This window comes from bacterium (genome assembly GCA_040755755.1).
Classification (GTDB): Bacteria; SZUA-182; SZUA-182; order DTGQ01; family DTGQ01; genus DTGQ01.
The window spans coordinates 32,242-45,194 of record JBFLZW010000061.1; the positions used below are offsets into that span (position 1 = coordinate 32,242).

16 protein-coding genes are annotated in these 12,953 nt (G+C 55.6%); 5 read left to right on the forward strand and 11 right to left on the reverse strand.

Features of this window, described 5'->3' with window-relative positions:
- Positions 1 to 3 precede the first annotated feature (3 nt).
- From AB1611_17895 to AB1611_17915, 5 genes are all read right to left on the reverse strand, one after another.
- Complete coding sequence (locus tag AB1611_17895) at positions 4 to 3,819, reverse strand: DUF6079 family protein (protein MEW6381455.1); 3,816 nt, start codon at positions 3,817 to 3,819, stop codon at positions 4 to 6.
- Positions 3,820 to 3,853: 34 nt separating this feature from the next.
- On the reverse strand, positions 3,854 to 4,330 hold the full coding sequence (brxF, locus tag AB1611_17900; GenBank protein ID MEW6381456.1) for a BREX-3 system P-loop-containing protein BrxF: 477 nt from the start codon (positions 4,328 to 4,330) through the stop codon (positions 3,854 to 3,856).
- A complete protein-coding gene (locus AB1611_17905) occupies positions 4,330 to 4,536 on the reverse strand; it encodes a helix-turn-helix domain-containing protein (GenBank protein MEW6381457.1) in 207 nt (68 codons plus the stop codon). Before AB1611_17905 ends, brxF begins: the two co-directional genes overlap by 1 nt.
- Before the next feature lie 148 nt (positions 4,537 to 4,684).
- The gene (locus AB1611_17910; protein MEW6381458.1) at positions 4,685 to 5,266 is read right to left on the reverse strand and encodes a hypothetical protein; all 582 of its coding nucleotides are present in this window, start codon (positions 5,264 to 5,266) and stop codon (positions 4,685 to 4,687) included.
- 70 nt (positions 5,267 to 5,336) lie between these two features.
- On the reverse strand, positions 5,337 to 5,891 hold the full coding sequence (locus AB1611_17915; GenBank protein ID MEW6381459.1) for a hypothetical protein: 555 nt from the start codon (positions 5,889 to 5,891) through the stop codon (positions 5,337 to 5,339).
- 57 nt (positions 5,892 to 5,948) lie between these two features.
- On the opposite strand from AB1611_17915, the gene AB1611_17920 reads away from it, so the two are divergent.
- From AB1611_17920 to AB1611_17940, 5 genes are read left to right on the forward strand one after another with little or no spacing between them, the layout of a single operon-like run.
- The gene (locus AB1611_17920; protein ID MEW6381460.1) at positions 5,949 to 6,116 is read left to right on the forward strand and encodes a hypothetical protein; all 168 of its coding nucleotides are present in this window, start codon (positions 5,949 to 5,951) and stop codon (positions 6,114 to 6,116) included.
- Entirely contained in the window at positions 6,113 to 6,397 is a 285-nt protein-coding gene (locus AB1611_17925; protein MEW6381461.1) for a DUF935 family protein, read from the forward strand. Before AB1611_17920 ends, AB1611_17925 begins: the two co-directional genes overlap by 4 nt.
- Positions 6,378 to 7,091, forward strand: a complete 714-nt coding sequence (locus AB1611_17930; protein ID MEW6381462.1) for a DUF935 family protein — start codon at positions 6,378 to 6,380, stop codon at positions 7,089 to 7,091. Before AB1611_17925 ends, AB1611_17930 begins: the two co-directional genes overlap by 20 nt.
- Positions 7,067 to 7,303, forward strand: a complete 237-nt coding sequence (locus AB1611_17935) for a DUF935 family protein (GenBank protein MEW6381463.1) — start codon at positions 7,067 to 7,069, stop codon at positions 7,301 to 7,303. Before AB1611_17930 ends, AB1611_17935 begins: the two co-directional genes overlap by 25 nt.
- Complete coding sequence (locus AB1611_17940; GenBank protein ID MEW6381464.1) at positions 7,296 to 7,661, forward strand: hypothetical protein; 366 nt, start codon at positions 7,296 to 7,298, stop codon at positions 7,659 to 7,661. The genes AB1611_17935 and AB1611_17940 overlap by 8 nt, the downstream gene beginning before the upstream one ends.
- Here the strand turns inward: AB1611_17940 and AB1611_17945 are convergent.
- From AB1611_17945 to AB1611_17970, 6 genes are all read right to left on the reverse strand, one after another.
- Positions 7,630 to 7,929: a hypothetical protein gene (locus AB1611_17945; protein ID MEW6381465.1), complete on the reverse strand. Its 300-nt coding sequence runs from the start codon at positions 7,927 to 7,929 to the stop codon at positions 7,630 to 7,632. The genes AB1611_17940 and AB1611_17945 overlap by 32 nt on opposite strands.
- A 237-nt stretch (positions 7,930 to 8,166) precedes the next feature.
- Positions 8,167 to 10,350: a C1 family peptidase gene (locus AB1611_17950; GenBank protein ID MEW6381466.1), complete on the reverse strand. Its 2,184-nt coding sequence runs from the start codon at positions 10,348 to 10,350 to the stop codon at positions 8,167 to 8,169.
- Between the two features lie 160 nt (positions 10,351 to 10,510).
- Positions 10,511 to 10,996 carry a cohesin domain-containing protein gene (locus tag AB1611_17955; GenBank protein MEW6381467.1) on the reverse strand — a complete coding sequence of 162 codons (486 nt, stop codon included), beginning with the start codon at positions 10,994 to 10,996 and terminating at the stop codon, positions 10,511 to 10,513.
- 213 nt (positions 10,997 to 11,209) lie between these two features.
- On the reverse strand, positions 11,210 to 11,701 hold the full coding sequence (locus AB1611_17960) for a GNAT family N-acetyltransferase (protein MEW6381468.1): 492 nt from the start codon (positions 11,699 to 11,701) through the stop codon (positions 11,210 to 11,212).
- A gap of 6 nt (positions 11,702 to 11,707) precedes the next feature.
- Positions 11,708 to 11,929 (reverse strand): DUF2283 domain-containing protein, encoded by a 222-nt coding sequence (locus tag AB1611_17965; GenBank protein MEW6381469.1) that lies wholly within the window; start codon positions 11,927 to 11,929, stop codon positions 11,708 to 11,710.
- Positions 11,926 to 12,939 carry a D-alanine--D-alanine ligase gene (locus AB1611_17970; protein ID MEW6381470.1) on the reverse strand — a complete coding sequence of 338 codons (1,014 nt, stop codon included), beginning with the start codon at positions 12,937 to 12,939 and terminating at the stop codon, positions 11,926 to 11,928. The genes AB1611_17965 and AB1611_17970 overlap by 4 nt, the downstream gene beginning before the upstream one ends.
- Between the last annotated feature and the right edge of the window lie 14 nt (positions 12,940 to 12,953).

Here is a 12,953-nt window from a genome sequence, read left to right on the forward strand (position 1 = left end):
TTCCTATTCCAACACGATCCGGACCTTGGCGGGCTCCTTGCCCTTGGTCAGGCCGTCCAGGTATTCCTCAAACCGCTTCCGCATCTCCGCCGGGGTGGCCGGGGAGCCGCCCGAGAGCAGGGCGTCGCGAAGGTCCGCGATCTTGACCGAAACCTTGGTGAGCCCGGAGAGCACCTCCTGCAGTGCGTGGATGAAGTCCTGGTCGAGGTCGTCCGGCAGGGTCCGCTTCTTGATGAAGCCGTCCACCAGCTTGCGCGCCTCGGGCTTGAGCAGGCTCAGGTTCCCCTTGGTGGTCGGGTCTTCGAGATTGGAGATCAACGCCGCAGTCCATTCAGCCAACATCTTGTCCAATTGTTCATCGAGCTGTTGAAGCACCGCGGCGGCGTTGATCAGGACTGAGGACTGAGTGCTGAGGACTGAGTCGGACCCATTCCTCAGTCCTCGTTGCTCAGTCCTGGCTTCCGCCGCAGGCCGAAAGCCGCAGTGCGGGCAGACCGGCGATGCTTCCAGTTCCTGCTCGGTGAGCGCAAAGCAGCTCTTCAGGCCAGCCAAGCGGTTCTGGAAGTCCGATAGGTGCTGGCGGGGCATCAGGTCGATGGTGGAGAGCTTCTGCAGGTCCCTGAGCCGTTCGTCGCCCATGAGTTGGGCTTTGCGCTTGTCCTCGTTCACGCCAAGACGCGCTTTCGCGTGCATGGAGAGGTAAGCCAGCAGGTAAGCCTTCTTGAGGTCGCCGAGCTTGCGCTGCAATTCGGGTCGCGGGTCGCGGGTCGCGCGTTCCGAGTCTTTTTGACCCGAGACCCGTGACCCGTGACTCATAACCGCCGTGAGGACTTCCGTCCGAACGGCCTTCATCTTGTCGATCCACTCATGGCCGGTGGGCAGGACAGCCTCGGCGGTCGAGAGGTACGAGGCCGTGGCCCCGAGGTCCGCCACCAGTTCCTCAAGCGATTTGATCTCGGCAAGGGAACTGAGACCGCTCCGATGAGCGGTCACTTCCGAGGCGTCATAGCGAAAGTTCTTGAGCTTGCCGGTCGAATTGAACGCCTGAAGGCTTTCAAGAAAGCCTTTCAGTCGTTCCAGTGATGAGTGATGAGTGCTGAGGACTGAGTCATCCAGCAGGCGCTGACCCCAGAAGTGCAGGCCGTCACGGAGTGCCTGCTGGGTCCGGACAATGTCTTCGACATACTTGGCGACTTTAGTTTGCAGCTCCTGAACCGACTCGTCCTTGCCCTGGGTGACCAGTTGCGCCATGCCCGGCGTGAGTCCAAGCAGTTCGAAGAGCGCCTTGAGCGCCGGAAGATTCCAGTCCTTGGGCCGCTCGATGTGCTTGAACTGGGCCAGCTCGTCGATGCCGGTTCCGGCCAATTGCGCCAGGCCCGTGGCATCGAACTTCTTGCCCGGAATGGAGAGGACCACCTCGCCGGCATAGACCAGCGCGGCCAGCACCACCACGGCCCACTCGGGTTCGAGGCGCAGCGTCTGCGGCGCGAGGTATTCCACGCCGAGGACGTCCTGGATCAGCTCGGAGCGGTTGACCACCTGTCCGTGGCCCTTCTTCTTGGCGACGCCGAGAATGTGTTTGGCGTACTTGGACCGGCAGGGATCGAGCCGCTCGCCGTCGAGAAGCTCCAGCGCATCGAGCACCGCAGTGGCCTGCTTGGTGCGGTTCTGTCCGGCGATGGCGCGCAGGGCGTCCTGCGCGGCCTGGGCCCGGTTCGCTCCGGTAATGAGCACCGAGAAGAACGGGTATTCGGGAGCCTGATCCTGGAATCTTGCTCCGAGGCAGATGCCCGCGATGGTGTTCACCAGGTCGCGGAAGTTGATGCGATCAACGGAGCCGATGCCGGAAAGCTCCCGGATGGACTTACCCTTGGCCCATTCGGTCAGGGACTTGGCACGCCCCTGGTAGGTGACCTCAAAGGCCGTGGTCATGTTCTTCTGAAGCCACTGCACGAGGTCGCGGAGAAAGTTCGACGCCTTGGATTCATAGGTGGACTTGGCGTGGCCCGAAGCGGTGGATGCAAGGTCCAGGGCTGCGGCGTAGCTTCGAAGCGCGGTGCGAAATTCCTCATCAGTGTTCGTCAGGCGCAGGAACAGTTCCTCGGGTTTCTTCTCGTCCTTGAAATGCGGCGCGTCAAAGGGCTGGATGAAATAGAGGTAGAAGTCTCGCGGCGGCACGGCAGTAGATCGCTCGTTGGGCGCGCCGAAGAAAAGGTATCCCTGGCGCGCGGCCTTGCGCTCCAGCCATTCGAGTTCGTGCTGCCAGATCTTGTAGCCGGTGACGTAGGTCTGGTCGGTGCACTCCATGACCCGCCGGAGCGCCTCGTAGTAGTAGCGGTCGAGCTGCGAGGAATCGAGGCTCTCGGCCCGCTTCTCGATCAGCGCGTCGAAATCGTCGGTCTTCTTGAGGTCCAGGTAATACTGGCGGTTGTCCGGGTTGGACGAAATGAACTGCCCGCTGACCGTCTTGTGGATTTCCCGCAGGACGGTCTCCACCTGGGAGAGGAGGTCATCGGCCGGATCGCCGCCCAGTTCCTCGATGCCCGGCTGAAAGAGACACAACCCGTCGCGCAGTTCCTCCGCCGTCGCGCCCAGGGTGGCGTAGATGTCGCCCGTCGTGAGCCGGTGAACCGACAGCGCGTGGATGAGCTGGATCGCCATGGGTTTGTATGCCGGGCGGGTGAAGGCCTGCTGGATGCGCGACTCGAGCACCATGCTGCAATCGATGACTGCCTTGATGTCCGGAACGGCGCGGAAGGACGGGTTCTCGCGCAGGGTGGTCCAGTAGCCGTCATAGGCGATGACTCCGGGCCGGTCGTCGGGCACGTTCTGGTCGAGGATCTTCTTCATGGCCAGGGACAGGGTCTTGAGCACCTCGCGCTTTTCCACCGCGGTGACCCGCTCGAAAGTGTCGATGTAGTCCGGATGCACGGGGAAGAGGCGCACGAACTCGTCCATGCGCTCGTTCATGCGGCCATAGAACTTGGCGAAGGGTGTCAGGTACTCCCGGATTCTCACCTGCTGGTCGGCGGTCTTCTTGAGCAGACGCTCGGCCACCACGAACTTGACGTCCTTGCGGGCGATGAGGATTTGCTCGAAGCGGTCCTTCACCCGGCGGATGCTGTCGGCCACAAAGGAAAAACGAGGGCTGTCGAAAATGGCTTCCTGGACACCGGCGATGAAGCGGAACCGCAGGTCCTTGCAGACCTCGCCGATCTCACGCAGAAAGTTGAGGTCGAGAATGAGTTCCTGATCCTTGCGGGTGCGCAGGTAGTCGAGCAGTTCGTCCACCACCAGGAGCAGACCGTGGTCGGGATGCTCCTGGTGAAAGGCGGTCATCATCTCTTCGAAGGAGCGCTTGTTGTTGGAAACCTTATCCGCGGGCGGGAAGGAATAAGACACGCCCATTGCGGCCAGGTGCTCCTCCAGTTCGGCCACGAGGATGTCGCGCAGGGACATGGTGGTCGCGCCGATCTCGGTCCGGACTACCTTGAACCGTCCGCTGATCTTGCCCGCAGCGCTGGCCACGCTCTTGTCGTTCAGATGCGTTGCGAGATCGCCGTTTTCAGCCAGGGCGGAGATCACGGACATGAGGTGCGATTTACCGGTGCCATAGTTGCCCACGACCAGCAGCCCCTTGTTGTCCATGGGCTGGTCGAACTGAAGCTGAGGAACGACCAGGCTGACCAGCTTCTCGGCCATCTCAGAGGAGATGACATAGGTCTGGACAAGCTGCCGGGCAGCAGCGGCCTCGTCGGCGTCCCGTAGCTGGACCACGGACTCGATAGGCTCGAATTGGATCAGCTCTCCGTATTTCATCGCGTCTGCCCTCCTGCGTCTTCGTTCCTTGTCTTCATGCAACGGCCTCCGGGTTCACTACCAGGAAATCTCGTAAGGGATATCGTTTGTATTCGGGGTGGTCCGGCGTTGCATAGACCATGTGCTCTCCGTCGATGGAGCCGCTCCAGGCCGCGACCACCGTCTTGTTTCGGGAGAGCCCCTGCAGGAGCCGCAACGGGTCCTGCTTGAGCGAGACATCGAAGAGGACCTCGACATTGTCCAGAAGAACCACATCGGCTGCGGATGCGCCCACGATCTCCGCGAGGAGGCGGGGCAACTGCAAGGCCCGCTGGCGTTCGGTGAGGTCGAGCATGCGCCGGGAAAGTTCGAGATTGACGTTGACCAGAGGAGCCGCCGTGCGTTCATGAACATCCTGGAGCGCGGCGGTCTTGCCCGAACCGTCCGGGGCCACCAGCATGACAAGCCGGTAGTACAGCTCGGCAGCCTGGCCAATTCTCTTTATGACTCTATCGGCCAGTGGCTCCGCCATTAGCGATCTCCTTTTGATCCAGGCTCGTTATCGCCGGCTCCGCCAGACTTCACCCACTCGTCCACTTCTTTCTTGTTGAACTTCCAAAGCCGACCGATCTTGTGGCCCGGCATCTGCCGTTCACTGATCCACCTGTAGACCGTATCCCGCTTAATGCCGAGATGGTCAGCAATCTCATCTACTGAGAGCCATCGGTCTTCCATCATTCGACTCCAGTCACGTTTGGCCTCATTGGTTGCCTCGCAGCGGCCTCTTTCTCTTGGTTGATCGGTGTACCACGTTCCAGCCTTCGGCGTTTATGTCCCAATAAACCAGGACAAACAGGGTTACAATATATCAGTCTGAGGTCCATTGTCAAGCGGTTTGTCCGGTTATTTTCGGTATTTGACCGAGTGTAACCGAGTCAAGGCTTCCGGGGCCAGCGGGACCCACCGCTGTGCGCAGACCGGCCATGGCATAGGGCTGGTTGGGAACGTCCGGGTTCCAGTAGAGGATGCGCAGCCGGTCAGCGGCCTCCAGCGCACAGACTAGGTGATAGCCGTTGGCCGCGATACCGGTGACTTTTTTCTCCGTGTCCCAGGTGAGCCCGTCGTCGGAGAAGGCGCAGCTCATGCCCGCGCCGTCGCCGTAATAGGCGATGAAGTTCCGGGCCCGGGTTCCGTCGTGGAAACCGCCCGGAGTCCGGAGGACGCGGACGTAGTAAGCACGAGCGGCCGCCAGAGGCAGAACGTGCAGGTAGCGGTGGTCGAACACCACCGGCGGCAGACCCTCGGGCGGTTCCGCGCCGTTGGGGACCAGCAGCAGGCCGAGGTCAACGGCGCGCAGCAGGTCCGTGGTCATCGCCTGAACGACGGAGTTCTTTCCGGGGCCGAGCGTACCCGTAAGCCCGGGCAATTCCAGAATCGTATCGGTGTCGCTCTCGATGGTGATGCTCATAATCGGGTCCTCCCGGCCTGCGCCGCAAGCGCCGCGGCGAACAGGTCTTCATGCAGGTATCCGGCGTCCATCAGTTCCCGGTTGATCCGCCCGGCTTCGATCTCCCCTCCGGAATGGACGAATACTCGTCCAGGTTCAGATCGCTGAACTGCACCCCGGTGATGGGCTGGAAGCGAACCTCGCCGGTGGACTGGAAGTCATAGCCGTAGATTCTCATGGTGAGATCGGAGCCGTTGAGCGGCGTCCATGTCTCGGCGTTGGAGCTTTCCAGCAGTACACCGGCCACATAGGTCTGCCGGGTGATGACGCCGTTCTGCCCCGGTTGCCCCAGGGTAGCGATGCGCACGCGGTAGTTGGTGCTGTTGGTGAGCAGCACGACCGCGTAGCTGGTGTCCGCCTGGGCATAGAAGGGATCGGCGAAGACGATCTTGGTCTCGGCGTTCAGGTTGACCTCGCCCGGGGCCACGACCTTTTCGGCCAGCACGACCTCGTTCGGCAGTCCGGTTGTGACTCCGCGGATCTGCACCGTCACGGGCACCGTCGCGTCTTTTTGGGTGAACCAGACGCCCACGGCGGAGATGATGCGGTTTGATGTGCCATTTGATCCTGTTCCCCAGATAATCAAAAAATATCGGTAGATATCGCTGTATATAATGTTTTCTCACGCAAGCCTGACCGGGATATGTCAGAGACAGCCAAAGTACGCTATGAAAATGCCATAGCTTTACTCAGACGCATTGCGGATGGCACGGTCACTATCGGCCTGCTGCAGCAGCCAGCTCCCTGCTGCGGACCATCGTCCAGCCAAGCTGGATGTTTGCTCCGTACTCCTGCCCGTCTCATGGCATGAAGCCAGAAAATCTGACGTTGATCTTCCAGGAGGCGGTCGGCTACATCGAAAACTTCGATGAAGCCCTGCTGGATCTGTGTGATGCCATTGGAAAAGGGTTAGCCATGTCGGAGATCATGTATGACTATTCCGAGGGGCAGGTCTGGATCAAGGAGCTGAAAAGCATCGAGCAGCGCAGATTCACCTTTGCCGATTCGGAGAACATGGGTATGGTGCTCGATTATCCGCGGCTTCTCACCGAAAATGATCCTTTCCGGGGAGATGAGGCTGGGCAAATATAAATCGGGAACAAGCGAGAACGATATTGCGACCTTAAAACAAGCCGTATTGGCCCTTGGCGTCGATGCGGCTGCGGTTATCTCTGACAGTACCACTATTGCACTGGTCGAAAGAAAAGGCTCTGGCAGCGGTGACTATGAAAAGCTGGCCGAATACTGCGACCGGCAGTACTCCAAAGGAGTACTCGGCCAGGTACTGACTACCGAGCCAGGGAAAACCGGCTCCCTGGCCCTGGGCCAGGTTCAGAACGAGGTCAGGCACGATCTTCTGAAATTCGATGCCAAAGCCCTGGCCAGAGCGATTAAGTTCCAGATTCCGGCCCCGATGGTATACTTCAACTTTGGTCCAGATGCTCCGGTCCCTGATTTTATCTTCCAGGTCGAAGCTGCCGAAAACCTGGAGAAGGTGGCCAGAGTCTATTCTATATTGCATAAAGACATAGGGCTGCCGATGTCTCAAGCCCATATCTATGACAGATTCGGGGTTCCGGTACCCGAAGAGGGAGCCAGGCTGCTTCCGTCACCCCAGCCGCCACAGGGGCTCCCTGCCGCAGGTCCGGCAGGGGCAGCCCATGCCCTGCCCTTCCCGGCCTCCCTTGCAAAAGTGATCAGTGATCAGTGGCCAGTGATCAGTGGAAAACAGGGGAATGCAGGGGTTATATCCCCGCCCCTATGCAGGATAAGCTGGACAGCCTGACTGCCCTGATGGAGGACGGCTGGAAGGAAATTATGGCCCCGCTCATCGATCCCATCATGAAGATGGCGGCTGCAGCTCACTCTGCGGAAGAATTCAAGGAAATGCTCACCAGTGCCTTTTCGGATATGGACCCTTCCGTTCTCCAGGGAGTGCTGACCAGGGGTATGTTTATCGCCGAGATGCTTGGGCTGATGGAGGATGCCAATGGCTGAGCCTGCCCCTGCCATCAATTTTGCCTTTCGCCTGCCTCCAGAGGAGGCGATAAAGTATTTTGGGCAGAAAGGGGATCGGACTACCTGGCACTGGTGGAAAACTTTGGCCAATGCGGACGCTCTCCACCAGGCTGAAATCCTCTCGTCAGGTTATGGGTATTCAGACTGGGTCAGTAAATTCCGGGCTCTTATAAAAAACCTGGGACTTGATGAGACATGCATCCTGGATGATCTTGCAAGAATCGTCAAAAATCATCCAATATATGATTACCTGGAGCCGGTTATTCAGCTTTTGCCTGATAAATCGGGCGGGAATAAAGAAACGATCAGGAGGACGCTTTTTCACTTAGGGGGATAGCGCCTTTGATGGGATCGAAAACAAAAGGATTTTCAATGAATTTTAAAGCGCTTGATTTTAAATCCTTATCGCTGATAGCAAGAGCGTACTGCCTGGCGATATCCGTATCTCTTCGCAGAGAATACAGACAGGCAATGGCATGGGCGTTAAAATCACGGGCTCTTTCGCCTGTAGCTATGGGCTGGCCCTCAACAGGCAGTAGATCGCCCCATAGATCTACACTCTCATCTTTGGTTGGATTATGTGCCCAGAAATCAAAATTCAACATACGATCACCTCATCATGATTTTATGAGGTTTCAGCTTCCATGTCAAACGATTTGGTAAAAATCGAGATCGATGACCGCCAGGTCAAGGAGATGCTGGCCAGGCTCAAAGCCAAACTTGACGATCTCGAGCCGGTCATGCGCCGCATTGCCCAATATAAGGAAAATGAGAAGTTACTCTCAGGAACTTTGAAAATGTCCAGCAGGCCGCGAAAATCCCCTATCCACTTCACCCTTATCCTATCTTCCTGCCAGATACTTTTGAAAGATAAACCGGGCATCGGAAGAGGTACATTCCTTGTCCATATCAACATCACAGCATATTTCAGAGCAGGGTCCGCAGTATGTTGTCGGACAGACATTCGAGGACTTCTCATAAAGAGCAAGAGCATCCTGTGGAGTTATCTGCCCATCCCCATTAACGTCGGCAGTGCATGACGAGGATGAGGAAGCGATAAGGCAGCCATTGGTTATTCCCCATCCCGCCATATCATCTTCCAGATTCTCCAGACACAGACTGCATTCTCCTGCCGTATGCCCAATGGGGGAAAACTGAAGAGTAACCAGTGTCCCTGTATAACCTGGGGGAATTATTCTCCCTCGACTGGAGCTATAATTATTTCCCCAACAGTGGATCTGTCCGGGCTTGATCTCCTGACAGAAAACAAGGTCAGAGCCTTTGAAAAATTGTCCCGGCTCAAACCCCAGATACGAGGTCAGAGAAGAATTATACAGAATATCATACCCAAAGGAATTCACCTCCTGGGGCGCGTTCTGGATGCGGATATCGATCGGGCCGCTCCCCCGGCTGATGTCCAATGCACCTGAGTCATCCCTGGAACAGTCGCAGCCGGTTTCCTTTATCCCCTGGATACAGACTTTATCCAGGCAGAACTGGGCGCCATCCATCCCCTGGTAGCGAAAGGCCAACCGAATAGGAATATTGTCAACTTCCTGCGGCAGGCGGTACCGGGTTGGTATCCATGTCCAGCTTTCATCGTCATAATCCAGGTTATCTTCCATGATATTCCCGGTGATCAGGATATCATCACCTACTCCTCCATCCCATTCTCCCCGCACTGCCCAGAGACTGACCCGGTAATGATCCTGAGACACCCCCCAGTAATAGGAGCCCATAAAGGCAAAAGCCACGGATAGGTCTTCTCCCTGAATCTTCCAGCTCATCAGTGTTTCATCCTGGGAGCGCAGGCCGGGATCGAATTCAACAGTGGCCGCCTGCAAACCCTCATAGACAGGATTATTGGAAATTTTCCAACTGTAATTGGCGTTTCTGACCTTCCTTTCCCATCCTTGAGCGAAATTTCCGCCTTTCGTTTCGAATCCCTCTTCCCTATCGCAATCCCAGGCTATGGGTGTGGAGTAATAGATCATGCTGTCCTCGATTCCGCATTCGTTTTTTCCCATCCTGATTCGAAACCATCCTGAATCTCCCCATTCCCGGCCCCAACTGTTTTTGCAGATCCAGCAGTGATCCTTGTCATCCCAGCCGGTCACGACCACGGCATGGTCCCCGATGATATATCCCTGTACGTGCTCATAAGCGCCGCGGGAATAATACATAAAGTCATCGTACACGGTCATGGCCACCAGAAGCGGCCCTTTCATCAGTTTCTGCTTGATCAGACCCGGATCAACAACCTGGGGAAAACCGCTGACCCAGTTCCAGTCAGGGATTTTCTCTATCTGACTCTCCCAATTCGGACACCGCAGCTCACAGGTCACATCCTGAGCCCTGTAGGGGAAGCATTCCTCCCGCGGCACCCCCGTGGTTTTTAAAAACGCTGCACTGCTGTCCATAAACCATCCACCGCAGCCGCCCTCACTGCAGGAGACCATAAACTGCTCTGAAAAGTCCAGGTTCAGATCAGGATTCCCCAAACCGATTTTTATCATCGTCTCCATCACGGCAATGGAGGCGTGAGCCCAACAGGAGCCGCACGATCCCTGGTTTTTGATGGAAGTGGTCCAGTTAATCTGATCCTTGCTTCGCCAGTCGAAAAAGGGAGGCAAGTCTAAAATCGGCTGCTCAGCCGAAGAAGGTATCTCCGAAGAAGATACCTCTGAAGATTCGCTCCCTCCTATTTCCCCCAGATAAGGCTTTTCTCCCGGAAAGCTCTTGGCCTTCAGATATCCTGCTCCGGGTCTGACCGGTTTTGGGGAGTTTTCATTCTGCCCGTTTCTGGTTGTTCGTCTCTTTTTTATCAATCCACACAGATCCCGCTTCTGCTCCAGAGAGAGTTTTGACTTTGACGTCTCCCTGGCTATCCAGCGTTTTTTCTTGCTTTCAATGATTTTATTCAGGGTCTGCACATTCAGCTCTTCTGACCTGGCCACGCCGCTCATGGCCAGAATCAGGAGAGTGAGCATCCCCATCATGAGAGATGTGGAAAATGATCTTTTCATAGCTTCTCACCCAATTCCTCTGATCTCGATGAAACGGTTAAATGCTCTTTAACAAAAAACCACCGCTTACAGCTTCCTGATGAGCTCACGATCAGTTCTGACGACACTGCCCAGTTGCGAATAAAATTCCCATTTCTGGTTTATTTCCTGACCGCAGAGGTCAATCCCTCCTGCAGGTAAACCGACCATCCCCGGCTTTCCAGCCCTTCAGATCGTCCACCGGGTTTTGCAGGCTCAAAGTGGTATTACGACAGTTGATCTTTCGAAAGTACAAGTTGACAATTTCCCCGCTCTGCCCGGCGGAAATTTTTCCCGCGCTGCCCGTGAAGCCTCCACACCTTACTACGCCAGGCTCCGCTTGAAGGCAGTCGAAAAATTTATACTTCTCTACTGCCTTTCCCCGCTCATACCGCGTGTATTCAAGAATCTGATGGTCATAATGCACCTCAAATCCGAAAGATTGCATGGCATTCGGTGCGTTTTTCACTGAAACGGTGAACATCACGCTCTCTTTCTGATTCCCTTTCTGGTTATTGATAATCAGATTCTGACAATGCCCAATCCTCCCAGCAGAGGTCAACCAGACCACCAAAAAAGCAACAAATGCCATAGCCTGCTTTGGTGAAACCCTATCGGTATAAGTCATATGTATGGCCTCCCGGTTATGATGAAGTTGTACTTCTTTTTATGCTCAAACCATTTTGGATTTTATCGGAAGTTTTAGAGGATTGAGATTACTAATTACTAAATTTTGGTGTAATTCTTAAACATAAAATGGCAGAATTATTGGAATAATGAGGAGATGATGAGGGGCCAGTTGTAAGGTGATGGGGAGAAGAAGAGAGGGATAAGTGAGAACCTATTGGATTTTTTTAACGTAGATGACCTTATCGTCGCCGGAAGCGTAAAAATCCTTCAGAATCGCCTCTTCCTGATATCCGCAATGCTGGTAAAAGATACGCGTCGGCTCATATATCTGCCGGGAGGATGTTTCGACATAGATACGCTCCCCTTTCAGGCTGCCTATCATCTGCTCGCTTCTGGCTAAGAGTCTTTTCCCCAGTCCCAGGCCGCGAAAGTCATTGTGAACGGCAATCCAGAAAATATCGTAGCTGGCTACAGTGCAGGCAATAGGACCAAAGCAGGAATAGCCCAGCACCCTTTGGCCCTGCTCGGCAAAGAGAAAATAATACCCGCTGCGGATTCCTTTTGCCAGCCGCTCATCCACAAGCTCAACGGCAACATCAATCTCATCGGGGAAAAAGAACCCGGAAGATTCGATTATCCTGCGGACATTTTCCCGGTCTCCTGGCTCGACGGTATCACGATAGGTGATGGTGCTAAAGTCCATGAATATTCATTTCTCCTTCAGGTTGCGTAATAGTCTTTCCTTTACTCCGAGCAGCGTCAGTCCAACGACTTCTCCTGTTTCTTCTCTATATCTCAGGATAGCTCCCTCTCCGATATCAACTCCAAGTGCTTTGCATGGTTCGCCAATGGAAATATAGAGGACATCAGCCTCTTCATCATATTCCCAACTGAGGTTTTCTTTTTTCTCCGGTATCCTTATTGCCTTCATATCCCCCCAGCTCCGGCTGCCACGATGATCCTGTGGACAAGCTGCTCGTAGCTCAAGCCTGCCTGGCTGGCTGCGGCTGCAAATCCGCTGTCCGGAGAGATACAGGGGTTGGCGTTGACCTCAAGGACCCAGGGATTGCCGTCATGGTCTACTCTGAAGTCAACTCTGGCATAGCCGCGCAGATCGAAGATATCCCAGCACTTTCCGGCTATTTCCACAAGCCTCTCAAGGAGTGGGCCATCTTCATCGGGAAAGTCGAAACAGCGGGGTGTATGCTGATATTCGAATGACTCTTCTTCCCACTTGGCCCGATAATCTACGATCTTCAATTTTCCATCGGGAAATTGTTCAAAGCGTATTTCAGCCGGAGGAAGCACCCGGAGGCCGCTATCGCCCCCCCTGCCTGCCAGGAGGGACAGGTTAAATTCCCGGCCATCGATATAGCCTTCAGCAAAGCAATCCCCTCCGCAGCGCTCCCTGAAACGCTCCATCTCCTGACGAAGATGATGAAGACGTCCTTCGGTAAGCGTTATCACCGAGCTCTCGCTCATTCCTATGGATGCATGCTCCCAGACGGATTTGATAATACAGGAGGCATTAGCCGGTATCATGGCGGGCTCTTCCCGGCTGCTTTCCCTCGTTATCCAGGGGGGGGTGGGAATACCCGATGCCTTGAGTATCTTTTTGGCCAGAAGCTTGTTCGAGGTTAAAAAAAGGGCTTCGGTGCCCGATCCGGTATAGGGCAGCCGCAGGTGATCCAGGATGGAGGGAGCAAGGTGGATAAGCTGACCACGGCCATCCACGGTTTCCACCAGGTTGAAGACCACACCGGGCCGGGTTTTGTGCAGCGCATCTTTAGCCGCTTCGATATCGAGTGAGAAGGGGATGGCAACAGGCTCAAATCCCAGACTATCAAGGGCACGGGAAACCGCATCGACCTGGACGAGCAGATCAAGATCGTCCCTGGCTGCTCCCTGCGGTATCTGACTATGCAAAAGCGCTACTTTCACCCTCCTTTAGCTCC

Excerpts from the sequence above, each read along its gene's own strand:
- AB1611_17895 (MEW6381455.1), bottom strand. The coding sequence starts at position 3,819 with ATGAAATACGGAGAGCTGATCCAATTCGAGCCTATCGAGTCCGTGGTC.
- brxF (MEW6381456.1), bottom strand. The coding sequence starts at position 4,330 with ATGGCGGAGCCACTGGCCGATAGAGTCATAAAGAGAATTGGCCAGGCT.
- AB1611_17905 (MEW6381457.1), bottom strand. The coding sequence starts at position 4,536 with ATGATGGAAGACCGATGGCTCTCAGTAGATGAGATTGCTGACCATCTC.
- AB1611_17910 (MEW6381458.1), bottom strand. The coding sequence starts at position 5,266 with ATGAGCATCACCATCGAGAGCGACACCGATACGATTCTGGAATTGCCC.
- AB1611_17920 (MEW6381460.1), top strand. The coding sequence starts at position 5,949 with ATGTCAGAGACAGCCAAAGTACGCTATGAAAATGCCATAGCTTTACTC.
- AB1611_17925 (MEW6381461.1), top strand. The coding sequence starts at position 6,113 with ATGAAGCCAGAAAATCTGACGTTGATCTTCCAGGAGGCGGTCGGCTAC.
- AB1611_17930 (MEW6381462.1), top strand. The coding sequence starts at position 6,378 with ATGAGGCTGGGCAAATATAAATCGGGAACAAGCGAGAACGATATTGCG.
- AB1611_17935 (MEW6381463.1), top strand. The coding sequence starts at position 7,067 with ATGCAGGATAAGCTGGACAGCCTGACTGCCCTGATGGAGGACGGCTGG.
- AB1611_17940 (MEW6381464.1), top strand. The coding sequence starts at position 7,296 with ATGGCTGAGCCTGCCCCTGCCATCAATTTTGCCTTTCGCCTGCCTCCA.
- AB1611_17945 (MEW6381465.1), bottom strand. The coding sequence starts at position 7,929 with ATGTTGAATTTTGATTTCTGGGCACATAATCCAACCAAAGATGAGAGT.
- AB1611_17950 (MEW6381466.1), bottom strand. The coding sequence starts at position 10,350 with ATGAAAAGATCATTTTCCACATCTCTCATGATGGGGATGCTCACTCTC.
- AB1611_17955 (MEW6381467.1), bottom strand. The coding sequence starts at position 10,996 with ATGACTTATACCGATAGGGTTTCACCAAAGCAGGCTATGGCATTTGTT.
- AB1611_17960 (MEW6381468.1), bottom strand. The coding sequence starts at position 11,701 with ATGGACTTTAGCACCATCACCTATCGTGATACCGTCGAGCCAGGAGAC.
- AB1611_17965 (MEW6381469.1), bottom strand. The coding sequence starts at position 11,929 with ATGAAGGCAATAAGGATACCGGAGAAAAAAGAAAACCTCAGTTGGGAA.